Source organism: Phytobacter ursingii, assembly GCF_001022135.1.
Lineage (GTDB): Bacteria > Pseudomonadota > Gammaproteobacteria > Enterobacterales > Enterobacteriaceae > Phytobacter > Phytobacter ursingii.
The window spans coordinates 965741-990016 of the sequence record NZ_CP011602.1 but is presented as its reverse complement, the minus strand read 5'-3'; the positions used below and the strand labels follow the sequence as shown (position 1 = coordinate 990016).

Genomic DNA, 24276 nt, shown 5'->3' with positions numbered 1-24276 from the left:
ATTGCGCCGTATTATTTTTCCGTTATCTCAGCATACAAACCAGCATAAGCGCTAATCATCGCCTGCACGGAGAAATGACCCACCGCCCGTTCTTGATGTTCACGTCCTAACATTGCACGCAGTTCGTCATTATTAAGTAAGTCAATGGCTATATCAGCTAATCTCTCAGCATCTCCGGCCGGTGCCAACATTGCTTTTGAATTCACAATTTCACTAATTGCGCCAACATCATAACCGATGACGGGAACGCGCATATTCATTGCGAAAGGACTGACTTGTCCAAAACTCTCTTTCCACACAGGAGCGATAAAGAGTGACATACGGCGATAATAATCAGGCAAAGTGTCATACTCGACATAGCCGGTAAACTCAAATTGTGCTTCCACGCCCGCTTCTTTTACTGCTTCCTGGAATGGCGCCAACAAGCTGCCGCCACCGACAATAAGAATTTTCGTCTGTGGCCGTTTCAGTGCGATCGCAATAAAAGGTTTAATCGCATCTTCATTCAATTTGTCGCGCTCAAGACGATAAACCATCCCAACACAATCTGGTGGAACAGGATCATCATCGTTACGCATGAAATGTGAAAAATCAGAACCTGGGTAAACAGTTACATGAGAATCATCCGGACGACCAAATACATGGCGTACATAATCACTCACATATACATAACGTTTAACCGCTTCCGAAAAATGAGGTGCGATAGGGGTATTAATATTCTCAATGACCGGAATATTGAGCACTCGAGCCGCTTCAATGGCCTGAGCATACCAGGGTTCATCCACATCCCCCCAATAATGGACGTGAACAAAATCAGGTTGCTTCCATTTAAAGTAGTTAATAAATGGCGTGATATCATTGCAGTCGCGTTGCTCATCAATCTGCAATCCGACGTAAGCTGGTGGGTTTGGCGCGTAGCTGGTCAGAACAAATTGCTCATAATCACTTCCCAAATATTCGACAAGATCAACAACCAGACGCGAGGACCCGCCAGTCATAAAGTTGGCGATGACATGGGCAATCTTCGGAGCACCAGGCTTCGTCACAGGCATTTTGACCAGATAGCCCGTGTTTTCAGTAACCGGAGTTGTACTACTCTCGTCAACGGTTTCAACGGGTGCCCCCACCGGCTGTGGTCTACGTGAGAAACGACCTCGCAGCCATCCCGTTAGCGGAGATACCTTACGGCGCAATACCAGAGGGGTCATTAAGGATGTGGCAAGGTAAGCCATATGCATGACCTTACGCGCTCCCCATGGCTGGTAAAGCATTACATTACGCAAACGCATTATACGGGTATGCATAATCGCATTTAACTGACTGATATTCGCTGATTGCTCCGCGATGGCCTGGTCCTTAAGTTGGATTGTGTGCTCAAGCCCTGCCAGTGTTTCTTGCTGCTTCGTGATGAGCGCGTTCTGCGCAAGAATCGTTGTTTCTTTCACCGAAACTGCTTTTTTGAGTTCTTCATTTTCAGCAGGCATTTTGCTGAATTCAAGAATGCGCTCGCGCATGAGTACGTTGTTTTGCGTGAGCAGGCAATTAAGATCGGCAGCAGTTTCAGCTTGTTCGGTTAAATGATCACTATTAAACAGCTGGTAAAGAGACTTGATAATCTCAATCTTCTTATCCATCGCTGGGTATTGCGTTACTTCACACCCAGAAATAATGGCAAGAAAATTCCAAAGCTGGGTATTTCTATCCTGCAATGCAGCCAATTCCTGGCTATTTTCATCAAGAGAAGCGATCAGCTTTTTATTTTCTTCACGTAATGCATCAAGTGCCTGACTATTCTCATCTAGCGAAGTCAGCAGATAGCTATTTTCCCCTTTCAGCACATCCAAAGCCTGACTGTTCTCTTCGAGGGAATTCGCAAGAATTTTATTTTCACTTTCCAGAGTCGTATGGGCTAATTCTTTGCCTTCGATGGTCTCGTTAAGCTCGGCATTCTTAGCTTGCAGTTCTGACACAGCCAGGCTGTTCACTTCCAGTGAACGGAGCAAACGGATATTTTCGCTCTGAAGAGAGACCAGCGCCTGGTTATTCCCTTCAAGGGAATTCAATAAACGTTGATTCTCTTGCTGTAGAGTCTCCAGAGATTTGTTATTTCCCTCAAGAGAATTCAGAAGCTGAGTATTTTCCTCCTGTAAAGAAGTTACAGATTTATTATTCCCTTCCAGTAAGGCTGCATATTTATTCAGTGAAGAAATTTGCGACCTAAGCGCAACGTTAAGCGCTCTCAATGATGCCGCCTGTGCCTGCGGGCTTCGGCGCAACTGCAACCACCACCAGGGTTTATCTTTAAAACTATCCAGATTAACCAGGGCATATGCGCAATTACTTGCATAATCGAGAATCGACGATAATTCTGGTAAACCAAATTCTACCGGGTCGCGTAAATCGCCCAGACTTTGATTCCAGTCAGCATTCAGAGCTCGATAAGCAAGTTCAATACCTGCTGCCCATTCTTCGCGCGCACCTGATTCATCATTGGAATTAAGTCGAATGACACCAAGGTATAAACGAGCTTCAACAACCCGGTTTGCTAACAAGGGGCTAAATATCAGCGGATCGATTGCAACACATTTCTCAAATGATGTGCGTGCCTGTGAATGCAGGCCAGCTTTTAACCACAATCTTGCCATCACGAAGTGGAGAGAAATCATCCAACGGATCGCGTGTGGTGTTACTGGTTTAAGAAGAACGTATTCATCAATGCGCTCAGAAATTTGCTTGAGTTCATCAATAGACGAGGGAACTGAACCATTTAATAATTGGTAAGCCCTGACGCAAAGCGCTGCACCCGTATCGGCGCTGTTATCATGATTGGTGTCATAAACAATTTCAGCAAGCTCTTTGAGCGCATCATCATTTCTTTGCCTCCAGCCAATATCGACCATGGCACGGACAAGCCAGGGATTTTTATAATCACGCGAGAAGGCTGTAACATTCCAGTCAGGATCGGAAAATGTTTTATGCTGTGTATCGTGATAAACAACCTCTTCGCCATTAAGCGGCGATTTCATCCCTACAGCCAGCCACCATTCTGATGCAGGTGCAGTGGATTCTTCAGCATCAGTCGGAATGCTATACAGCTCTCGTTTCGCAGCAACCCAGTTTTTACTTCCCGCTTTTTCTTTATAATGTGTTGCGGATTGAACAGTAATATTTTCCAACTGGAATTGCGCTTTTATCTGATCGCGCAATTTATCTAACGTATACACATGCAGGTGGAATGGGTTCGGATCTTCACCGGTTTCATCACTCCAGTCATTTGGCACGCTAACAATGATACGGCCGCCAGGCGTCAGAATACGCTGGAACTCTTTAAGCACGGTTTCAGGGTCAGATATGTGTTCAAGCGTTTCAAACGAGACCACAACATCTACTGAATGATCGGCAAAATCATAAAGTGCTTCTGGAAGCATTCCCGCAGAAAAGCTGAGATTACTCACATTAGGTACGAAATTAAGGTTGGCATAATCTATTGCATAATTGCTGCCATCGATGCCGATGGTTTTGCCAGCCATAGTCCCACACTGCAACAGATAACTACCATAACCCAACCCACATGCGGCATCGAGTACAGTATCTCCCGGGCGCACGAAGGTAGCAGCCCACTGGTAACGTGCGATATGAGCATCTGAACGTTCACCAGCTTCACGCGTCATGTCCATATGCAGGTCGCGCTCTTCTTTCAACGCTTCCAGCGGATAGCGCTCAAGAGCCGTTTCTGGAATACATTCCAGCAGGATAATTGCTTCTCCGCTTTCGCGTCCTAATGCTTCATAATCGTTGATCAGATAGTAAGAAGGATGCTTGCGAAGACCTTCGGCAAAGAAAATGCGTTCCCATTCATTACGCCCAAGCACAATGGCGCGCGGGTCATTTTCCTGTTGATTACCTGTGGTGACACGAAGATAAATCGAACGTTTCGTAACGCGCTTAATTTCCCGAACAGCCTGAGTCAGCTCATCCGGGTTGATGTATTCAAGGCTATAAAGCGCGACAGTTGTATCAAATGCCTTATCTGCATAAGGTAATTTCGATGCAACGCCAAGGGTAAAACGTTCTGGCATAAAACTATTGCCATATGCTACCGCTTCGCTTGAATCGTCAATACCCTGTGCATCCATCCCAGAGGAAAGAAGTTCCTGTACTAATTGGCCATTCCCTGCGCCAATATGAAGAAACTTCTGTCCACCACATGAGTTCAAAATTTCGCGTACTATAACGTCAGCGTTTTCAATATTCTTCATTTATTTAGCCTGTATTTCCAGGTTTTGGTTTTATCAAAGAGCTTATTGTAAATATTTGATTATTGGTTAAAGCAAGCCGCTTACCATACGCAGATCCGCCACACCACCAAAATGATATGACTGGGGTTGCGTATTGACGGTAAAGAAGGCAGCTTCGTCAATCCAATGAATCATCCTTTGTTCTGCATAATAAGGCTTACCCTCTTCCGTGATAGATACCTGGATTTCATAGAGATTTGGTCCCATGCCACAGATAAATTCGAATTTAACGCTGAATTCGCTACCCTGAGCAAATTCTCGTTGCCAGAAAACATCACCAGGTTCTGCGGCACCGCTAAGTATAGCCATATCCTGATTTAGAGTTCCCCAGGAATACATTTTCACGCCTTCTTTATTACGAATGCGTAAACCGACGTTCAGATGATTAAGCGCCGCATGTGTTTTACAACGCACAATAACTGTAACTTTATCTCGGGGGTCAAAATTAGAAGCGGGTTCACCATCAGCATTAAAGAGAGATACATCAAGAACTTCTGCATCAAGATCGCCAAACGAATAAGCTTTCAGTCTCTCGGAAAACGCGGGGGTGGTTGAATCTTCGCTTGCCGAAGTAGCCGTATTGTCTTGTACAATACTCGGCTCAAGTTTTTCTTCTTCTGCTGCCTGCTGAATTTTTTCTTGCGTAGCAACACGCGCCTGCCGTGCTTTTTCCTTAAGATGTTCCGCCACCTGACTCAGTCGTTTTGATTCAACCTCATGTAACGACTTACGATATTCCAACAACGCATCTGCAGAGGTGCCGGAAAACTTCACGACTCCGTGTTCAAGGAAAATCGCTTTATTCGTCATGGTTCGAACTGACTCTTGGTCGTGCGAAACAAAAAGCAAAGTCGTGCCATTTGTGCGGAGTCTGTCCATACGCTCAAAGCAGCGCTTCTGAAATAAAGCATCCCCCACTGCGAGCGCTTCATCGACAATAAGAATATCGGGTTCAATGCATACCTGAACCGCAAATGCTAAACGCACAAGCATACCACTAGAATATGTCTTGGTAGGCTGGTCAATGAATTCACCGATATCGGCAAATGACAGAATCTCGTCAAATCGGTCATTGATTTCTGCTTCTGAAAGACCCAGTACCGCGCCATTCATATAGACGTTTTCACGGCCAGTAAATTCAGGGTTAAAACCAGAGCCAAGTTCCAGCAGCGCAGCAACGCGACCATTTGTCTTTACAGTGCCAGAAGTTGCGTTCAGCGTACCGCAAATTAATTGTAGTAACGTAGATTTACCAGAACCATTTTGCCCGATGATACCAACAGATTCACCTTTAACAATATCAAACGTAATATCGCGAAGAGCCCAAAACTCCCGGAACAAAGGTTTGGCATTTTGTCCTACAAGACGACGCAGGCCAGTGTAAATAGATTGCTTAAGTCTGTCAGAAGGACGATCATAAATTTGATAACATTTACTCAGGTTTTTTACCTGAATAGCAAAATCAGAGCACATCAGCAAACCCCTTACGCGTTTTCTGGAACCAGGCGAAACCGATCCAGGCAATAATAAATGCAGCAATCCAGTAGACGGCAAGAATGTCAAAATCGGGTTGTTTCCCCCAATACAGAACATTTCTCGTCTGTTCAATTACAGTTGTTAAGGGGTTAAAATACATCAACTGACGAAACTCAGGTGGCAGTATTTCAGCCGAATAAAAAACAGGACTTAGAAACATTAAAGCAGTCGTAAATAAGGTAATAAACTGATTAATATCTCGCAAATAGACCCCTAATGATGCCAGAATCCAACTTAGGCCCAGTGTAATTATCATTAGTGGTAGAAGAATGAGTGGGAAATACAACACGGTTAAATGCGGGACATCGAAGAAAACAAAATATGCCACTAACCATACCACAAGGCTGATCATTGTATGAAATAGCGCAGAGCCCAGTGATACTACCGGCAATATTTCAAGGGGATAGACAACTTTTTTGACATAGTTTACGTTTGATAATATCAACTGTGGTGCTTTATTTAAGCACTCAGAGAATAAGTTAAAGACTATTAAACCGGCAAATAAGACCAGTGCGAATTCACCTTTTGATGTACCGCCGCCATGCCAGCGGGCATTAAATATCTGGCTAAAAACAAACGTATAAACTGCCAGCATAAATAATGGATTTATCAGCGACCAGATAATTCCAATGGAAGATCCTCGATAACGCCCTTGAATTTCACGTATCGTAGTCGTTTTGATTAAATATCTATTACGCCAAATAGTTGCCAGCATTTCAAGCGGGCTTATTGGGAAAGATTGCATTAAAACACCCTATTAACAATAACTCCAAAACTACGAGTAAATCTTCGCAATTCTGCGATTAAATTTTTTTCAGCAATGCTGAAATAAAGATAGCAACCGTGTCTATTGCGCTTTGCCGATATACTCCAAGTCGTAAAAAATAAAATGCACGCAGGAATATATTCCCCGAATGAATAAGTTTAAACCAACCTATTCTTTTCTGATTTTCCGCTGATAAGAGGAAAAAACATTTTTCGAGTTCACGGGTATGCGCGGCATTCCATGTGCGATATTGACCCTGCATGATTTTTTTAAATCTACACAGGCGAGCGCGAAAGCCGAGGTTCGAGCCGATAAGATTCTTTCCATGCTGCCTGTAACCCAGGCTGGGTTCAGGGTCATAAAAAATCTTACCACCTACGCCTGATATTAAAATATACATCCACCAATCATGACTGATGACGTCCGCAATTCCAGCCCGGCTAACAATTTCTCTCGCCGCCTGATTGATTACCATCGTATTCCCACCACCAATGTTTTGTACCAGAGCGTTGCGGAAAGACGGTGGGCGTTTAAAAAGTGGTGAAAGACCTAAGCTTTCGCCGGTATTGTCTACCAGATGAGTTCGAGAACAATACAACGCAGGAATATCAGAAGGGATGCTTTTTAGCCATTGAATAGCTCGTTCAAGTTTATCCTTGTACCAAATATCATCCTGGTCAGAAAATGAATAATAGTCAGCTTTAATATCTTCTCTTAGCAATAATGATAAAAAATTGCTGACAAATCCTTGTCCGGGGCCAGCAACAACAGTAACTTTTGATACATTTCTGGTTGCAAACTCATCAATAATAGAAAGCGTATTATCAGTCGAACCATCATCAGAAACAATCAACTTCCAGTTTTTATATGATTGTTTTTCAAATGATTTGAGTTGCTCATTAATATATCGCTCACCTTGGTAGGTAGCCATCAGTATGGCAGCATCATCATTTGCAAATGTCATTAAACGTTATCTCGTAAAAACATCAAGTCAAAAACATCAAGGCTGACAAAGTATTAATTGGTAAATTCAAATCATTTAATTTTAGATGTTATTTAATTATAATTATTAATTATAACACAAGGCTTCTGAAAATGATTTTCCGGCTAAATCCTTCTGCGACAACTGAATATCCTTCACTTCTGGCCATTCGATATTAAGCGTAGGATCATTCCAAATGATGGAGCATTCAGTCTGCGGAGCGTAATAATTAGTCGCTTTATAAACAAATTGCGCTCTTTCACTTAAGGTTACAAAGCCATGGGCAAAGCCTTCTGGGATCCAGAGTTGTCGCTTATTTTCAGCACTTAAAATAACGCCAGTCCATTTACCAAAAGTGGGGGAAGACTTGCGGATATCTACTGCAACATCAAAGACTTCACCAGCTACACAACGCACAAGTTTACCTTGAGCACAGGGATCAAGCTGATAATGAAGCCCTCTTAATACCCCACGTTGTGATTCAGAATGGTTATCCTGAACAAATTCAACACTACGCCCTACAGCTTCATCAAATATTTTTTTGTTATAGCTTTCAAGGAAGAAACCGCGAGAATCACCGAACACTTTTGGCTCAAATATAATTACTTCTGGAATATCTGTTTTTACTATATTCATTTTTAACGCCTGATTATTTTTGTAAAATCTCAGTTACGACGCGCTCTACTCCAACCTTCCAGTCTGGCAAAACGACATTGAATGCCCGTTGAAATTTCTCATTTGACAGACGCGAATTTAACGGACGCTTTGCTGGAGTTGGGTAAGATGATGTAGGCACTCCGCTGACTTCTTTAATCATTAATGACTCACCTTTCTGGCGGGCCAATTCAAAGACATGCTGAGCGTACTCGTACCAGGTTGTTTCACCACTGGCAACAAGATGATAAGTACCATACAAGGACGAATCCAGGACCGTAGCGCGTATCGCTATGGCTGTACAATCTGCTAACAGTTCAGCACCTGTTGGCGCGCCGTGCTGATCATTAATAATAGAAAGCTGTTCTTTCTCTTTTGCCAGACGAAGCATCGTTTTGGCAAAGTTGGCTCCGCGAGTCGCATAAACCCAACTGGTGCGAAAAATAAGGTGCCGGGAATTATGGCCCCTAATCGCCATTTCACCCGCTAATTTACTCTCACCATAAACATTTAATGGTTCCGGCTGCTCATTCTCAGTGCGATAGTGCTCGCCCTGCCCATTAAAAACATAATCAGTAGAGTAATGTATCAACAACGCACACAATGCCGCTGTTTCTTTAGCGATAATTTCAACACTTGACGCGTTGAGCTGCTGAGCCAGCTCTTTTTCACTTTCGGCCTTATCGACTGCTGTATGAGCCGCCGCATTCACCACGACATCAGGCTGCACTGCGCGGATAGTTTGTGCGATACCTTCTGGTTTGGTCAGATCGCCACATAACTCAGTATCAAAAAAATCAACTGCGACAAGTTCACCCAATGTCGACAAAGAGCGCTGCAGTTCCCAGCCCACCTGGCCATTTTTTCCAATTAATAAAATCTTCATGATCTTCTCGTCCGCGCAGCCCAGTGACTATTTTTCGCTAATCAGCAGTTGCAAATAACGACCATAGTCTGTCTTCGACAACTTTTTGATTTGTTCTGCAACTTGTTCTTCGTTCAGCCAACCTTTACGGAACGCAATTTCTTCAAGACAGGCAACTTTCATCCCCTGGCGTTTCTCAATGGTATGAATAAATTGCGATGCTTCAACCAGGCTGTCATGGGTGCCCGTATCGAGCCATGCAAACCCACGCCCCAACAATTCCACCTGCAGCTCACCGCGGTCCAGATACATCTGGTTCAGTGTAGTAATCTCCAACTCGCCGCGAGCAGAAGGTTTCACCTGTTTTGCCATTTCGACGACATTTTTGTCGTAAAAATAGAGACCAGTTACTGCCCAGTTTGATTTTGGTTTAAGCGGTTTTTCCTCAATGGATAACGCAGTGTAATTTTTATCAAATTCCACAACACCAAAACGTTCCGGATCCTGTACCTGATAACCAAATACCATCGCACCAGAGGTTAACTGCGCTGCACTTTCCAGTTTCTTACCGAAGCTTTGACCAAAATAGATGTTATCGCCCAGCACCAGCGCACATGGCTCGTTATTAATGAATTCTTCGCCGATGATAAACGCCTGCGCCAGGCCGTCCGGCGAAGGCTGCACTTCATAGGAGAGACGGATACCGAACTGTGAACCATCACCCAATAAACGCTGGAACGATGCCATATCTTCCGGCGTCGTGATAATCAGAATGTCACGAATGCCGGCCAGCATCAGTACAGAGATAGGGTAAAAAATCATCGGCTTGTCATACACCGGTAACAACTGTTTTGACACACCCTGAGTAATTGGATAAAGGCGAGTTCCGGAACCGCCAGCTAATACAATACCTTTCATCATTCCGTCCTTATAATTTTATTCTGCAAGCCCCAGGCGTTCACCAGCATATGAACCATCCATCACACGCTGCCACCAGTCCTTGTTAGTTAAATACCATTCAACCGTTTTACGGATACCCGACTCAAAAGTTTCCTGCGGTACCCAACCCAGTTCATCTTTAATTTTGCTCGCATCAATGGCGTAACGCAGGTCATGCCCCGGACGGTCAGTAACATAAGTAATTAAATCTGCAAAGCTACTAATGTTATTAGGTTTTGCGGTAATAATGTCATCCAAAATAGCGCAGATGGTTTTTACCACCTCTATATTCTTACGCTCATTGTGGCCACCGATATTGTAAGTCTCACCCGCAACACCCTCAGTGACGACCTTATATAAAGCACGTGCGTGATCTTCAACAAATAGCCAGTCGCGAATTTGCTCGCCATTGCCATACACCGGCAACGGCTTACCAGCTAATGCATTAAGAATGATCAGTGGAATAAGTTTTTCAGGGAAATGGTACGGGCCATAGTTATTTGAGCAATTTGTCACCAGGGTTGGCAAGCCGTAAGTACGGCGCCATGCGCGAACCAAATGGTCGCTGGACGCTTTCGATGAGGAGTATGGGCTGCTGGGAGAATAAGGCGTTTTTTCGGTAAACAGCGGCAGCACGGTTCCGGCAGGAACTTCATCAGGATGCGGCAAATCGCCGTAAACTTCGTCCGTTGAGATATGATGGAAACGGAACGCGGTTTTGCGGGGTTCATCAAGCTGCGCCCAGTATTTGCGCGCTGCCTCAAGTAGAATGTAGGTTCCTACAATGTTTGTCTCAATAAACGCGGCTGGCCCGGTGATAGAGCGGTCAACATGGCTTTCTGCGGCAAGATGCATGACCGCATCCGGCTGATGTTCCGCAAAAATCCGTTGCATAGCTTCGGCGTCACAGATATCGGCGTGCTCGAAAGCATAACGATTGCTGTTTTCAACCTCAGTCAGAGATTCGAGGTTGCCTGCGTAGGTTAATTTATCGACATTAACCACAGAATCTTGAGTATTATTAATGATATTACGAACGACAGCAGACCCGATAAAACCTGCTCCACCAGTGACCAATATTTTCACGAGAATATTCCGTTTACTTTGCTAGTTTAACTATGACGTTGATATACAAGGAGCAGACCATGGGGACACATTTGTTTAGACACGCTACCGCCCCTGGCTCAATAGCTACCAGCGTACTGTGTATAACCGCCAACAATTTCCATAAACATAACAGTGTTTCGGGTAGCGCAATGAATGCCGTTACCTGCACAAAATGTTAAACGACCATTTTCTGCTTAAACGCCAATGGAAACAAGGCAAATCTGAATCCAATAAGTAAATTCCGATCGGGGTGTAGATTTATTATCCGTTGATTTCACAGAATATGTATAAAAAAAGCAGAGAGAGCGGTCAAAGCAAAAGCCTCGGTGACCACTCTCATCTGCCCTTTTGTAAGTTAATACTTATCTGTTTTTTTTCTAACTGATTACTGGGTCAAAAGTTTCTTAATACTTTCGCGGAATTTTTGACCTTCTTTCAGATTACGCAGTCCGTAGTTAACGAACGCCTGCATGTAACCCATTTTTTTACCACAGTCGTAGCTCTCGCCGGTCATCAGCATTGCATCCACGGACTGCTTCTTCGCCAGTTCCGCGATGGCATCGGTTAACTGAATACGTCCCCAGGCGCCTGGCTCAGTACGCTCCAGCTCTGCCCAGATTTCAGAGGAAAGCACATAGCGGCCCACCGCCATCAGGTCTGAATCCAGCGTTTGCGGCTGATCCGGTTTTTCGATGAACTCGACGATACGGCTCACCTTACCTTCGCTATCCAGCGGCTCTTTGGTCTGAATCACTGAGTACTCAGACAGATCGCCTTTCATGCGTTTTGCCAGAACCTGGCTACGACCGGTTTCATTGAAACGAGCAACCATTGCCGCCAGGTTGTAACGCAGCGGATCGGCAGAAGCGGAATCCAGAATGATATCCGGCAGAACAACCACGAACGGATTATCGCCAACAATGGGGCGCGCACAAAGGATGGAGTGCCCCAGGCCCAGCGGCTGTGCCTGACGAACGTTCATAATGGTCACGCCAGGGGGACAGATAGACTGCACCTCGGCCAACAGTTGACGTTTAACACGCTGTTCAAGTAACGCTTCCAGCTCATAGGAGGTGTCGAAGTGGTTTTCGACAGCGTTTTTGGAAGAATGTGTCACGAGGACGATTTCTTTGATCCCTGCAGCAACAACTTCGTCGACGATGTATTGAATCATTGGCTTATCGACGATAGGTAGCATCTCTTTAGGAATAGCTTTGGTGGCGGGTAGCATATGCATCCCCAAACCTGCTACCGGAATAACTGCTTTCAAATTAATCATTATGCCTTCCACCTGTAAATGATTGATAAATTATAGACCTTCAACTTCTTTTCGCCAGCGTCCACGGGACGAGTTGCCGCGAAATATGTTACGCCGATTGTCTTATAATTGCTGTAGATGTAATCCTGGCAGCGAAATAAAGTCACCAGGATTCATCGTAAAAGCGGCGAAAAACCGGCTACCGCGATGCTGCTGGCAAACGGAAGTTGAGATTTTGCACATTCACAACCTGATGATCGATACGATCGATATCAACGGAACTCTGCCCTTTTTCGTTCACCGCCTTAATATTGGCCAGCGAAAGCAAGGTATCCTGACGCGCCATAAAGCGTCCCCGCACATCCTTGCGTAAATCGAAGTTAAGCTTGAGCGCCGGTCCCACAGACGCCTCTTGCATAACATTGATGTTTCTCAGGAAAAGATGCTGCGGCTTGTTATGAAACTCCAGCGTTGCCCGCTGTAAGTTGAGATTGGTAATGGCCACAAATGAGGTGGCGTTACCGGACGATATCTGGATACCACGCAGCTTGTACTGACTCTGTGCATTTTCCAGGTGAATGTCGTTCAGTTTGAAATTTTGCGGAATAGACAAATAATCGCCTTTGATAACCCCGTAGCCGATGAGCATCCCGGCACTGTTGACCATCGATACGTTGTCGATGACAAAATTGTCACAGCCATATATCGCCACCGTCGCGTTATCAATACCGGCTTTTTTGCTGAAGTCCGGCGTAATATTTTCTGCCTTAATGTTACGAATAATAAAATGTTTGCCGTTTTCAACATGGACCAGCTGTCGGCAATTGCTGCCGGTGATGTTGGCAACAACAAAATTTTTCACCGCCTGATCTTCCGGGTAGGTGTTATCGTAGGTACTGCCCGCCAGCCCAATGCCGATTCCCCAGTTGATTTTACCGTTGGTACAGTCAATGTGATCAATGACATGGTCGGAGATGAGGATATCGCGATCGTTAATGGCGACGTTCCATTCCACCGCGTCCCCCTGCAGGTAGCTAAAGTGGCTATTGGTGATTCGGGCGCCAATAATCTGATTATGAAAACCCTGGCGCAGGATGGCGTAGTTGGCTTTCGTGACGGTGATGTTATCGATGGTCAGATTGCGCATCACCTTCGGCTCTTTACCACCGATGTAGATTTGCGCCACCGGGCCATAACCGCTCATATTTAATCCCTGAATAACACAGTCTGAGCCGCGCACATCCAACGTCAGATTGTACAGGCTACCGCCCTTCTCGCCGATGACCTTACAGCCATCCTGCAATACCAGACGCCCGCGGCCATTGCTTTTAATACTCCCTCGCACCAGCAGCGTTTTCCCTGGCGGGATGAAGACCCCGGTATTGAGATTTTCACACACCACCCCTTCCGGGATTTCGACCGTTTGCGCGTCGTTAAAGGCCTGCTTCAACGCCGCAGGCCAGTCGGTTGTCTGATAGCGACGGATATCCACCGTGTCGGCGCGCGCTGTGGCGACCGGTAAAAAAGGCAGCGCCGCAAGAGCGGCGCCAGCAGTCAGGAAACTGCGTCGGTTAAACGCAAATCGATGCTTTTTTTCAAACTCAGACATAGGACCTCGATTCAGAGCGCCTGTAGCAGCGTGGCAAGTTGCTGATTGATACGTTGCTGGTTGAAGTCGGTTTCGATTTTTTGGCGAGCGCGGGTAATCACCGGTGTGAGATCCTGACGCTGCATCGCGCTGAACTCAACGAGTTTATCCGCCAGCGTGCGGGCATCATTTTCTGGTACCAGCCAACCTGACTCCCCTGGGTTGATCAGTTCAGGAATACCGCTGTGCACCGTCGACACCACCGGAATACCCACGGCCATCGCCTCCATGAGCGCCACGGGAATCCCTTCCATATCGCCATCCACACCGGTCACCGACGGCAATAAAAAGAGATCGGCTTCATCCAGCATCGCTTTGACCTCATGGCTGGGCTTAAAGCCCGGCATATGGATCACATCATCCAGTTGGTATTGCTCAATCAGGGTGCGCAAGCGCCGCTCCCACGGGCCAATGCCCAAAATAGTCCAGGTAAAGGCCACGCCACGCTCTTTGAGCAAACGGCAGGCTTCAATACCCACATGCAGCCCTTTTTTCTCGGTCAGCCGCGCGACAGAGATCATCTGTAGCGGCGTTCCGGGGGCTTTCACCGGGCGCAGGGTAAAACGGGCGATATCCACCCCCATGCGCGAGATGGCAATTTTTTCTTCCGGACAACCCATACTGCGAAGCCGTCCGGCCCACAGCTCACTAATAGGCAACATCAGATCGCCACGGCGAAAAAGCTGTTGATATTCCGGGGTATAGTGACTAAGTACATCCCGGTGCGAAATATCAATGCCGTGGAAAACAGTGGCAATCTTGCCCTGTAACAGACCCAGTTCGCGCAGTTTCGCCGCCGTAACCCCTGCCGGGCCAAAATGGGCAATAAAGACATCGGCACGAAAGACCTGCGGTGTCAGACCGCAGATGGCTGCCAGAATCAGGTTTCGTGCCTCATCACCGTAGCGCGACATATTGAGCGCTTTCCAGGTGGAGGCGCGCCCCGCGCCGCGTAATATCGCTTTTCCGCGATAGCGCAGTTTCGCCAGCTTGCCCTCTGGCTCGTCCAGTAGCCAATGGGTTTTCTCCGCCAGGCGATACTCTGTCCAGGCGCTATGGGTGTTCTGCAAATCGCCCTTATGCAGCGCGACGATTTCCACCTCATAGCCCATGTTGATAAACACCACAATCTGATTCAGAACAAAGGTTTCTGAGGCGAGCGGGAATTTCAGCAAGAAGAAGCTGACTTTCATTTCACCTCCCGAATGCGATCCAGCACCGATTTCACCATCAACGCGCCTTTCTCACGCTCGGCCGCCACGGCGGTAGCAAGGCGTTGGTTAAGTGCAGGCAGTTGTCCGAGCGTGTCAGCCGCCATGGACGCCAGCGAGCCATCCAGCAGGTGGCGAATATCCACCGCCATCTCCGGCATACCGAGCTGCTGCATAATCCCGGCTGATTTGTGTTCGTAGTTAATGGCGATAGCCGGCGTACCGAAGTTCATCGAGATAATGGCAGAGTGCAGACGCGTTCCTACTGTCAGATCGCAGGCGGCGAGAATTTTGCCCATTTCGAGGTCGTTAAGTTCATCCATCACCACATGGTAGCGGGACGGGTCGCTAATATACTGACGCAGATTGAGCGCCACCATTCGGTCATCTTTGTTGTAACTGTCGATACCGGTACAGGTGGAGAGCGCGATCACCTGCCAGCCTGCATCCAGGATCCGGTTTACCACCTCAGCAAAGGCTTTTTCATAGGCTTGCTGGGTGGTATTGAGACGGCGGTCAAACGGGGCAAGTTCACGCAGCGTAATAGCGACGGTTTTCTGTTTCGCCGCCACATCCAGCCAGTGACGCACGGCATAGCTGGGGGTAAACGACGCATCATCTTCCACCAGCCAGGCGGTATCGACGCCCTGTTCGACTTTCTCGGTCGTGATTTCACTCTGCTTCATCAAATTCAGACTGACGCTCTCACGCAGGATCAACGCGTCGCAATGGCCAAAGACGTAATTAGCCAATTGATTAAACTGCGGATCCTGGAACGGCCCGACGCTGTGACCAATCATATACAACGGTTTTTTGGCCATAAACGTACATAGAGCATGTTCGAACTGCGGGACGCCATAAAGGTCGACAAAAAAGGAGCCGCCGACCTGGATAATCGCATCATAGCCTGCCAGCAGGCGGACAAAATCGGTAAAGCCCTGGGCAATGGCAATATTGCGCAGCTTTCCGCTGTCTGTCACCCGGGAAAGCAGAACCTGGTGCTGGTAGCGACGGCGCAGAACCTTTTTCACCCGCCCCACTAGCCCGGCGGCCGTATTGTGCGCTTTCATCTGGCTGTAGAGCGGGTCACCCATTACCGGACGGTTCAATAGCCAGGAAGAACTCACCGGATAGCGGCTCATTACGTCCACTTCCGCTTGTGGTTCGATGCGGGCAATCGCATCCAGCAACCCGCGCAAAATGGCGCTGTCGCCACGGTTACCGCAGGTGTGATTGCCAAGAATTAATAATTTCATAATGACCTCTCAGAGAATTCCCCTCACCCTGGCCCTCTCCGCTGGGGCGAGGACTGGGGTGAGGGGGAAAATGAATATCAACCTGCACGCAAGAGCGTTTTCATCTTTTCGTTGCGGCAAAACTGGCGCTTCATCTCCACCACCAGCGCATTGCGTGACAGCACAATCATCGCCGCGAACGCCAGCGCGCCCGCCGCCACCTGAACGGCAAGCAGTGCCGACACCGGCAGACGCCCGGCGAGTGCCAGCCCCAGCCCGTAGCTCACCACCAGCGTCGGCAGTGATAAATAGAACGGCAGCCACAGACTCAGGATGTACTGGCGATAGCTGGATCCCAGAACAGGTTTGATCATCACGAAATAGCTCAGGACGGTATTGATAATCTGCACCAGCAGAAAGCCCAGCGTGACGCCAATCGCGCCTGCCAGGTGACCGCCGACAATGATGGCGGGAATAAACAAAAAGGTTTTGAAGACATTAAATTTAAAGCTGATATCCACCCGGGCTTTGGCCATTAACAACGAACCAATCGGATTGCCGACCGCACGTAGCAGACCCACAATGCACAACAGTTGCAGGACAGGAATGATGCTGCTCCACTTCTCGCCAAACACCAGCGGCACGAAATTGTTCGACACCACCAGCAGCCCCAGCAGGATCGGGAAGTTAATGATCCCCACCACCGACAACAGCTTGTAAAAATTAAGCCGCAGCTTTTCCGTGTCATCCTGAATTTTGGCGAACGCCGGGAACAGGACGCGCGTAATAATGGGGTTGAGTTTCATTGGCGGAACGACGGCCACGTTATAGGCCAGGTTGTAACCGCCCGCAACGCTGGCCCCAAGGATGCGCGCCAGTACCAGCGTGGAGAGATTGGTGTTCAGGTAGTTAATGACGCTGTCCGCCGTAAGCCACGCGCCAAATTTGAGATTGGAGCTGACCGAACGCAGCGAAAAGTGCAGGCCAGGACGGTAGATCTTGCGGCCAAACCAGCCGAAGAGCAGCGTACGCACGGCGCTGTTCACCAGATAACCGAGGATAGCGGTCATTGCCAGCGGCCAGAAAAAGGCGCTGACCACCGTAAAGGTAAAACCTGCCAGCACCGAGACGGTTTCAATGCTGCCGATCTTGTTAAACTCCAGCTCCTTTTGCATCAGCGCCCGGAACTGCTGACCATGCGGAATCAGCACAAAGGCCAGCGACAGGGTTTTTATCAGCGGCGCCAGATCCGGGTTATGCAGCACGCCGGCAATCCGATCGCTGAGTAAAAAGATAGCCACACAGACCACCAGCCCCAGCCCGACATTCAGCCAGTACAGGGTGGTGAGTTCGAGGTGGCTTATCTCCTTACGCTGGATGATGGAGTTGGCAATACCAAAATCCGATAGCGTATCGGCGAGCGCGATAATCACCAGCGAGACGGTGAGCAGGCCAAACTGGTGGTTATCGATAATGCGCGCCAGTACGGTCATCTGTACCAGGCCAAGCCCGATAATGGTCAACGTTGCCATGGCCGACCATTTCGCCCCGCTGATGGTTTTTTCACGTAAGCTCATGACCACTCCTTAATACGCCGCTTTATTCACAAACCCTTTAAAGATGGTCAGAAAAACGATTTTGATATCGAACCAAAGACTCCATTCACGGATGTACTCGAGGTCGAACTCAACGCGTTTTTCCATTTTTTCCAGCGTATCCGTCTCGCCGCGCCAGCCATTGATTTGCGCCCAGCCGGTAATCCCCGGTTTCACTTTGTGACGCAGCATGTAGCCTTCAATGAGCTGACGGTACTGCTCGTTATGGGCCACCGCATGGGGGCGAGGACCGACAATTGACATCCCGCCCGTCAGCACATTGATAAACTGCGGCAACTCATCCAGTGAGGTCCGGCGCAGGAAGCTGCCGACTTTGGTCACGCGCGGATCGTTTTGCGTGGCCTGGGTCACCACCTTGTCGTTCTCCATCACTTTCATGGAACGGAATTTCCACACCTTGATGGGTTTACCGTCCATGCCATAGCGGGTCTGGCGAAAGATAATCGGCCCCGGGGAAGTCAGTTTCACCGCCAGCGAGATCCCCAACAGAACCGGTGAGATCAGCATCAGGATGAGGGACGCCAGCACAATGTCTTCGAGACGTTTGAGAATGCGGTTGACGCCCGACAGCGGCGTGTCATACAGCGGTACCACCGGCACTCCATTCACCTCTTCAATCCGCGAATGCAGAATATTGAAGGTGAAAACATCAGGTATCAGGATCACCGAGCAGGTGGTGTCCGCCAGTTGGCGCACCAGATGTTTGATGCACTGCGCGTCGTTCATTGACATGGCGATGTAGACGTTATGGATTTTCCCGGCACGGGCATCGTCAAGCAGTTGGTCATAATTGCCGACCCAGTCACTGCTCACGCCACCCGGTTTCGCGTCGTGATAGACACCGATCACTTCAAAACCCAGCCAGGGTTCATTACGAAAGCTCTCCAGCAGTTCTTGTCCGGCGGGAAGATCGCCCGCCACCGCAACGCGACGCGTGTTATAGCCATGATTACGCAGCCAGCCGGCGGCAAAACGGATAATGCCACGGCAAATAATCAGCCCTGAGCTGCTGAGCAAATACCAGGCAAAATAGAGGGCAAAGGTATTGTTAAGTTCGCTGCGAAACGCCACCAGACCGGCGCTAAAGACAAAACTGAGGGTCCAGTTTTGCAGCAATAACACCAGCTCGGTCATAAACCGCACACCACGCCATGAACGATAAAAATCGGTCATGCCGCCGATCATCTGGAACACCACCAGGGTAATCAGCGCCATCAGCAGATGCTGATAAAAGAACGGCAACGTATTGAGCCTACAGACGATGTACAGGCCACCGAACATGATGGTGATGTCTGAGAATCGCTGCACGATAGAGATTAACGATGCATTCGTTTTGGCCCGGTCGCGCTTTTTTAGATTTGTCATCGTTGTACCTATTCATTCGTTTTCCCCCCACCGCAGCCCTCTCTCCTCGCGAAAGAAGGTTAGAGTGAGGGGGAAAAACAGGGATTACTGTTTCAACAACGCCAGAATGTCCTGTGTTCGCGCCTCCATCAGCGCAGTGTCGCCGCGCGATTCCACGTTCAGGCGCACAACCGGCTCGGTATTGGATGAGCGCAAGTTAAAGCGCCAGTCCGGGAAGGACATGCTGATGCCATCGGTACGGTCAACGCTAAGCGCAGAACCGGTGAAATGGGCTTCGACGCGGGCAATGGCAGGGGCGGCCTGATCCAGCTTTAAGTTGATTTCGCCGCTGGCCGGAAACGCCGCCATGCGATCGCTGACCAGCGCCTCCAGCGTTTTGCCCTTGAGACAGAGCAGCTCAGTCACCAAAAGCCAGGGGATCATGCCGCTATCGCAGTAGGCAAAATCGCGGAAATAGTGATGCGCGCTCATCTCACCGCCGTAGATCGCATCCTCTTCACGCATGCGCTCTTTAATAAACGCGTGCCCGGTTTTCGACATCACCGGCTTACCGCCCGCCGCGGTTACGACATCCACCGTGTTCCAGGAAAGGCGCGGGTCGTGGATGATCTTCGCGCCGGGTTTTTTCTCCAGGAATGCCTGAGCCAGCAGACCGACAATGTAATAGCCCTCGATAAACTGGCCGTTGCCGTCAAAGAAGAAGCAGCGGTCAAAATCGCCGTCAAACGCGATACCGATATCCGCGCGATGTTCGATGACCGCGTTGCGGGTATCGTCGCGGCACTCCGGGAGAAGCGGGTTAGGAATGCCGTTCGGGAAGTTGCCATCCGGGGTGTTGTGTACCTTGATAAAGGTGACAGGAACATTGTTCGTCTTAAAGCGCTGCTCCAGGGCATCAATGACCGGTCCTGCCGCCCCGTTCCCGGAATTGATCACCAGTTTTAACGGTTTGAAATTCGCCAGGTCGACATAGCTGAGCAGGTGATCGATATAGGCATCACGCAGGTTGATTTGCCGATAGCTGCCGCGTTTTTGCGCATTCACCGGCGGGAAGTCATTCGCTTCGGCCAGGCGCTGAACATCGCGCAGCCCCGTATCACCGCTGATTGGACGGGCACCTTTACGGACGAGCTTCATGCCGTTGTAGTCCATTGGGTTATGGCTGGCCGTGACTTCAATACCGCCATCTACGCCCAGGTGGAAGGTGGCAAAATAGATCTCTTCGGTGCCCGAAAGCCCGATATCCAGAACATCCACACCCGCGTCTTGCAGCCCTTTGGCCAGCGCCAGTTTTAATGTTTCGCTCGTTAAACGGACATCGCCGCCCAGCACGATGGTTTGCGGTTTTAAATATTCGCCATAGGCCCGGCCAATCCGCCAGGCAATATCTTCATTCAGCTCTTCACCCAGCTTGCCGCGAATATCGTAGGCTTTAAAACAGGTTAATTTTTCCATCATTACCTCGTTTTCAGGCAACAGTTAGCCCTCTCCGGTGTGGAGAAATAATCAAAAAGAATTCATTTGTTATATCTATCCGACGTCGCGTTGCGGCAAATCAGCAGCGGCGCGAAAGATGTCGGACAGTGTCAGATGCGTCCGTAACGATCTTCAAACCGCACAATATCGTCCTCTTCGAGATAGGAACCGGAGCGTACTTCAATTAAATCGAGAGGTATTTTCCCCGGGTTCTCAAGACAATGGCGCGCACCGAGCGGAATGTAGACCGACTCGTTCTCACCCAGCAGTTTGATCTCGTCATTAATGGTGACTTTCGCCGTACCCGCCACCACCACCCAGTGTTCAGCACGATGGTGATGCATCTGGACCGAGAGCCCTTCGCCAGGTTTCACGGTGATGCGCTTCACCTGATAGCGATCGCCTGCGTCAATGGAGTCATATTTACCCCAGGGACGATAAACTTCACGGTGGATGTGGTGTTCATGGCGGCCATCCGCTTTGATTTGCTCGACCACTTTCTTCACATCCTGCACGTGGTTACGGTCCGCGATCAGCACGGCATCCTTGGTCTGCACCACCACAAGATCTTTCACGCCGACGGTGGTGACCAGACCGGACTCCGCATAGACGAAGCTGTTCTCGGTATCATGACTGATGACGTCGCCGTGATGGACGTTTCCCTCAGGAGTATGGGCGCTGATTTCCCACAAAGAGGACCAGGAGCCCACATCACTCCAGCCAGCATCCATCGGCACCACCACCGCATCGGCCGTTTTTTCCATTACCGCATAATCGATAGACTCTTCCGGACAGGCCAGAAACGCGGCTTCATCAACACGGATAAAGTCCAGATCCGGATCCGTCACATCCATCGCGCGCTCGCAGGCCTCGTAAATATCGGGACGATATTTTTTCAGCTCTTCAAGATAGCGACCGGCGCTGAACAGGAACATGCCGCTGTTCCAGTAATATTCACCGCTCGCCACATAACCCTGCGCGGTTTCCAGATTTGGTTTTTCGACAAACTGCGCCACATCGAAGGCCAGGCCATCGCCTTTGCCTGGGGTTACCTCGCCACGGCGAATGTAGCCATATCCGGTCTCCGGCAGGTCCGGTACGATGCCAAAGGTCACCAGTTTGCCGCTTTCGGCATAGGCCAGAGCCTGACGCACCGAGGTACGAAACGCTTCTTCATCCTGAATCACGTGATCCGCCGCCAGCACCAGCATCAGCGGGTCGGAGGTCGGGTTATGGCGTGTGATCGCCATCGCGGCCAGCGCGATCGCGGGTGCGGTGTTGCGCCCCGCGGGTTCAAGAATGATGTTCTCCGTCAGCTTGTTAAGCTGGCGCAACTGCTCGGCAACAATAAAGCGATGCTGTTCATTGCAGATAACCACCGGACTTTCACACTCCACCCCATCCAGGCGGCAGACGGTGGTCTGCAGCATGGTCAAATCACCTTTCAGGCAGAGGAATTGTTTGGGATACAGGACACGGGAGAGCGGCCACAGGCGGCTGCCGGAACCCCCGGCCATTACCACCGGATACAGTTGTGTTTGACTCATGATTTATCCCCATTCCCTTCGTAATTCAGACGTTCGTCTTGCGCATGGGCAGCCTGCCCTGCGCTCACCGTCGGATCGCGTCGGGAGATATCAGTCATAAACTGGGTTAACACGCTCTCTTTCTCGAGCGTGCGTTCGGCATATTCACGTGCCACCGTGTTGGTTTTGGGCATCAAAAGTGCCTGTTCGATGCCCGCCGTCAGCGCCGGCACGGATTCGGGTTCCACACACACGGCGATACCCGGCGACGCCAGACAAAGCTGGCCCAGCTCGGTGGACGCTTCGGCGGTGATAACGGCATTGCCGCCCACGGCGAGAATATTGGTCAGTTTCGATGGCAGCACGGCATCCGCGGCGCCACGTTTTTGAATCACCAGATGGCAATCGGCCATCTTGAGCAGCGCTGGCAAGGCGTCGTAAGGCTGCAACGGAAAGAATTTCACGTTATCCAGCCCCTGTTGCAGGGCTTGCTTTTCCAGTCTCGCTTTGCCGCCGCCCTGCCCCACAATCACAAACAGCCACGGTTGTTCGCGGAGGTTAGCCGCAGCCGCAATCACATTTTCCAGCCCCTGCTTCTCACCGATATTGCCGGAGTAAAGAATGATTTTTTTATCCTCAGGCAACCCCAGAGTCTGTCTCAGTTGCGCGACATCCTGCGGATCAACGTCGCGAAAGCGGGCCACTTCTGACCAGTTCGGAAAGAAGATTATCCGCCCGGCTTCCACCCCTTTTTCCCGTGCTTTATTCATCATTGAGCGGGAGATGGTGGAGACATTGTCGACATTGTGCAGAGCGCTGCGCTCAAACGCGGTAGCCAGTTTCGCCACTTTGCCGGTTTTGCCTTTCCCGGCCATCCCTAAGCCAAGCATGGCGTCGACTTCATAATCCTGAATATGCAATAGCGTGCGGGCACCGGTGAGTTTTGCCAGCAGGCGCATGCCCGGTGTACAAAACAGCGTCGGTACCACGCCGATGATGCGATCCGGCTTCCAGCGTCGCTGTGCCATCAGCGGAAAAAAGCTGCTCACGGCGAAGCTGGTCAGATGGATCAGTCGTTTCAGTGTCGAGGGCTGTTTCGGTACATACAGTGGACAGCGCCAGACGGTCGCGGCACCGCTTTCCCGGCGATAACGCCAGGTGGAATACGCCTTACCCACCTGCCACTCCGGGTAGTAAGGCGGTGCGGTAATGACACGCACGTCATGCCCCTGCCGGGCCATCCATTCAACCATTTCGCCCGTGTATTTACCGATACCGGTTAATTCCGGCGCATAGTTGATGCCGTAAACAAGAATTTTCATAAGCCCGGTACTCCCCGCGCTTCCTTGAAATAGGCGCGGCTATTGTCATGTACCAGCGGATCGGCAATCAGCACATCGGGCGTCAGCCAGCGATAGTCATCGTGCTGTTCTGTCGGCAGCGCCAGCGTGGAGGCATCGACCCGTAAGCGAAAACCGAGCACGATGTAGTGGGTAGAAAAATCGCTGCCGGAAAAGTTGTCGTCATAGAAGTGCTGCCAGACGCCATAAAACTCTCCTGCCGACATCGGCAGGAGTACGCCCAGTTCAGCCAGCGTCAAACGTTCAAACGCGCTCGCCAGAGGTTCATCTTTTTGCACCCGTCCACCCGGTACAAACCAGTAACCCTGCGCCGGACGATTCGTACGCTTGCCGAGCAAAAACTCGCCGCTGTCGTTCTCCACAATAAGATCGATGGAGATAAGCGGAGTCGAACGCACGACCGTGGCAAAATCTTCCGGACGTAAAAACATGC

18 protein-coding genes are annotated in these 24276 nt (G+C 49.4%); all 18 read right to left on the bottom strand.

Going from position 1 to position 24276, the window contains the following annotated elements:
* Window positions 1-11: 11 nt before the first annotated feature.
* Window positions 12-4259: a methyltransferase domain-containing protein gene (locus AB182_RS07925; RefSeq protein WP_071845855.1), complete on the bottom strand. Its 4248-nt coding sequence runs from the start codon at window positions 4257-4259 to the stop codon at window positions 12-14.
* Between the two features lie 66 nt (window positions 4260-4325).
* Window positions 4326-5771 carry an ABC transporter ATP-binding protein gene (locus tag AB182_RS07920; RefSeq protein ID WP_047369623.1) on the bottom strand — a complete coding sequence of 482 codons (1446 nt, stop codon included), beginning with the start codon at window positions 5769-5771 and terminating at the stop codon, window positions 4326-4328.
* On the bottom strand, window positions 5761-6579 hold the full coding sequence (locus AB182_RS07915) for an ABC transporter permease (RefSeq protein WP_047369622.1): 819 nt from the start codon (window positions 6577-6579) through the stop codon (window positions 5761-5763). Before AB182_RS07915 ends, AB182_RS07920 begins: the two co-directional genes overlap by 11 nt.
* A gap of 58 nt (window positions 6580-6637) precedes the next feature.
* On the bottom strand, window positions 6638-7564 hold the full coding sequence (locus tag AB182_RS07910) for a glycosyltransferase family 2 protein (protein ID WP_047369621.1): 927 nt from the start codon (window positions 7562-7564) through the stop codon (window positions 6638-6640).
* Window positions 7565-7669: 105 nt separating this feature from the next.
* Entirely contained in the window at window positions 7670-8218 is a 549-nt protein-coding gene (rfbC, locus tag AB182_RS07905) for a dTDP-4-dehydrorhamnose 3,5-epimerase (RefSeq protein WP_047369620.1), read from the bottom strand.
* A 13-nt stretch (window positions 8219-8231) separates the two neighbouring features.
* Window positions 8232-9122, bottom strand: coding sequence for a dTDP-4-dehydrorhamnose reductase (gene rfbD, locus AB182_RS07900; protein ID WP_047369619.1), 891 nt, complete (start codon window positions 9120-9122; stop codon window positions 8232-8234).
* A gap of 27 nt (window positions 9123-9149) precedes the next feature.
* Complete coding sequence (gene rfbA / locus AB182_RS07895; protein WP_047369618.1) at window positions 9150-10019, bottom strand: glucose-1-phosphate thymidylyltransferase RfbA; 870 nt, start codon at window positions 10017-10019, stop codon at window positions 9150-9152.
* Window positions 10020-10037: 18 nt separating this feature from the next.
* Window positions 10038-11126 (bottom strand): dTDP-glucose 4,6-dehydratase, encoded by a 1089-nt coding sequence (gene rfbB / locus AB182_RS07890; RefSeq protein WP_047369617.1) that lies wholly within the window; start codon window positions 11124-11126, stop codon window positions 10038-10040.
* A 406-nt stretch (window positions 11127-11532) separates the two neighbouring features.
* Window positions 11533-12426 (bottom strand): GalU regulator GalF, encoded by an 894-nt coding sequence (gene galF / locus AB182_RS07885; protein ID WP_041851958.1) that lies wholly within the window; start codon window positions 12424-12426, stop codon window positions 11533-11535.
* A gap of 178 nt (window positions 12427-12604) precedes the next feature.
* Window positions 12605-14014 (bottom strand): colanic acid biosynthesis protein WcaM, encoded by a 1410-nt coding sequence (gene wcaM / locus AB182_RS07880; RefSeq protein WP_047369616.1) that lies wholly within the window; start codon window positions 14012-14014, stop codon window positions 12605-12607.
* An 11-nt stretch (window positions 14015-14025) separates the two neighbouring features.
* Window positions 14026-15246 (bottom strand): colanic acid biosynthesis glycosyltransferase WcaL, encoded by a 1221-nt coding sequence (wcaL, locus tag AB182_RS07875; protein ID WP_047369615.1) that lies wholly within the window; start codon window positions 15244-15246, stop codon window positions 14026-14028.
* Window positions 15243-16520, bottom strand: a complete 1278-nt coding sequence (gene wcaK / locus AB182_RS07870; protein WP_047369614.1) for a colanic acid biosynthesis pyruvyl transferase WcaK — start codon at window positions 16518-16520, stop codon at window positions 15243-15245. The genes wcaL and wcaK overlap by 4 nt, the downstream gene beginning before the upstream one ends.
* 77 nt (window positions 16521-16597) lie before the next feature.
* Window positions 16598-18076: a colanic acid undecaprenyl disphosphate flippase WzxC gene (gene wzxC, locus AB182_RS07865; protein ID WP_047369613.1), complete on the bottom strand. Its 1479-nt coding sequence runs from the start codon at window positions 18074-18076 to the stop codon at window positions 16598-16600.
* Window positions 18077-18085: 9 nt separating this feature from the next.
* Entirely contained in the window at window positions 18086-19480 is a 1395-nt protein-coding gene (wcaJ, locus tag AB182_RS07860) for an undecaprenyl-phosphate glucose phosphotransferase (protein ID WP_047369612.1), read from the bottom strand.
* Between the two features lie 84 nt (window positions 19481-19564).
* Window positions 19565-20935 (bottom strand): colanic acid biosynthesis phosphomannomutase CpsG, encoded by a 1371-nt coding sequence (cpsG, locus tag AB182_RS07855; protein ID WP_047373219.1) that lies wholly within the window; start codon window positions 20933-20935, stop codon window positions 19565-19567.
* A gap of 131 nt (window positions 20936-21066) precedes the next feature.
* Window positions 21067-22503, bottom strand: a complete 1437-nt coding sequence (gene cpsB, locus AB182_RS07850; RefSeq protein WP_047369611.1) for a mannose-1-phosphate guanyltransferase — start codon at window positions 22501-22503, stop codon at window positions 21067-21069.
* Window positions 22500-23804 (bottom strand): colanic acid biosynthesis fucosyltransferase WcaI, encoded by a 1305-nt coding sequence (gene wcaI, locus AB182_RS07845; RefSeq protein ID WP_047369610.1) that lies wholly within the window; start codon window positions 23802-23804, stop codon window positions 22500-22502. Before wcaI ends, cpsB begins: the two co-directional genes overlap by 4 nt.
* Complete coding sequence (locus AB182_RS07840) at window positions 23801-24274, bottom strand: GDP-mannose mannosyl hydrolase (RefSeq protein ID WP_047369609.1); 474 nt, start codon at window positions 24272-24274, stop codon at window positions 23801-23803. Before AB182_RS07840 ends, wcaI begins: the two co-directional genes overlap by 4 nt.
* Between the last annotated feature and the right edge of the window lie 2 nt (window positions 24275-24276).

Excerpts from the sequence above, each read along its gene's own strand:
- AB182_RS07925 (WP_071845855.1), bottom strand. The coding sequence starts at position 4,259 with ATGAAGAATATTGAAAACGCTGACGTTATAGTACGCGAAATTTTGAAC.
- AB182_RS07920 (WP_047369623.1), bottom strand. The coding sequence starts at position 5,771 with ATGTGCTCTGATTTTGCTATTCAGGTAAAAAACCTGAGTAAATGTTAT.
- AB182_RS07915 (WP_047369622.1), bottom strand. The coding sequence starts at position 6,579 with ATGCAATCTTTCCCAATAAGCCCGCTTGAAATGCTGGCAACTATTTGG.
- AB182_RS07910 (WP_047369621.1), bottom strand. The coding sequence starts at position 7,564 with ATGACATTTGCAAATGATGATGCTGCCATACTGATGGCTACCTACCAA.
- rfbC (WP_047369620.1), bottom strand. The coding sequence starts at position 8,218 with ATGAATATAGTAAAAACAGATATTCCAGAAGTAATTATATTTGAGCCA.
- rfbD (WP_047369619.1), bottom strand. The coding sequence starts at position 9,122 with ATGAAGATTTTATTAATTGGAAAAAATGGCCAGGTGGGCTGGGAACTG.
- rfbA (WP_047369618.1), bottom strand. The coding sequence starts at position 10,019 with ATGAAAGGTATTGTATTAGCTGGCGGTTCCGGAACTCGCCTTTATCCA.
- galF (WP_041851958.1), bottom strand. The coding sequence starts at position 12,426 with ATGATTAATTTGAAAGCAGTTATTCCGGTAGCAGGTTTGGGGATGCAT.
- wcaM (WP_047369616.1), bottom strand. The coding sequence starts at position 14,014 with ATGTCTGAGTTTGAAAAAAAGCATCGATTTGCGTTTAACCGACGCAGT.
- wcaL (WP_047369615.1), bottom strand. The coding sequence starts at position 15,246 with ATGAAAGTCAGCTTCTTCTTGCTGAAATTCCCGCTCGCCTCAGAAACC.
- wcaK (WP_047369614.1), bottom strand. The coding sequence starts at position 16,520 with ATGAAATTATTAATTCTTGGCAATCACACCTGCGGTAACCGTGGCGAC.
- wzxC (WP_047369613.1), bottom strand. The coding sequence starts at position 18,076 with ATGAGCTTACGTGAAAAAACCATCAGCGGGGCGAAATGGTCGGCCATG.
- wcaJ (WP_047369612.1), bottom strand. The coding sequence starts at position 19,480 with ATGACAAATCTAAAAAAGCGCGACCGGGCCAAAACGAATGCATCGTTA.
- cpsG (WP_047373219.1), bottom strand. The coding sequence starts at position 20,935 with ATGGAAAAATTAACCTGTTTTAAAGCCTACGATATTCGCGGCAAGCTG.
- cpsB (WP_047369611.1), bottom strand. The coding sequence starts at position 22,503 with ATGAGTCAAACACAACTGTATCCGGTGGTAATGGCCGGGGGTTCCGGC.
- wcaI (WP_047369610.1), bottom strand. The coding sequence starts at position 23,804 with ATGAAAATTCTTGTTTACGGCATCAACTATGCGCCGGAATTAACCGGT.
- AB182_RS07840 (WP_047369609.1), bottom strand. The coding sequence starts at position 24,274 with ATGTTTTTACGTCCGGAAGATTTTGCCACGGTCGTGCGTTCGACTCCG.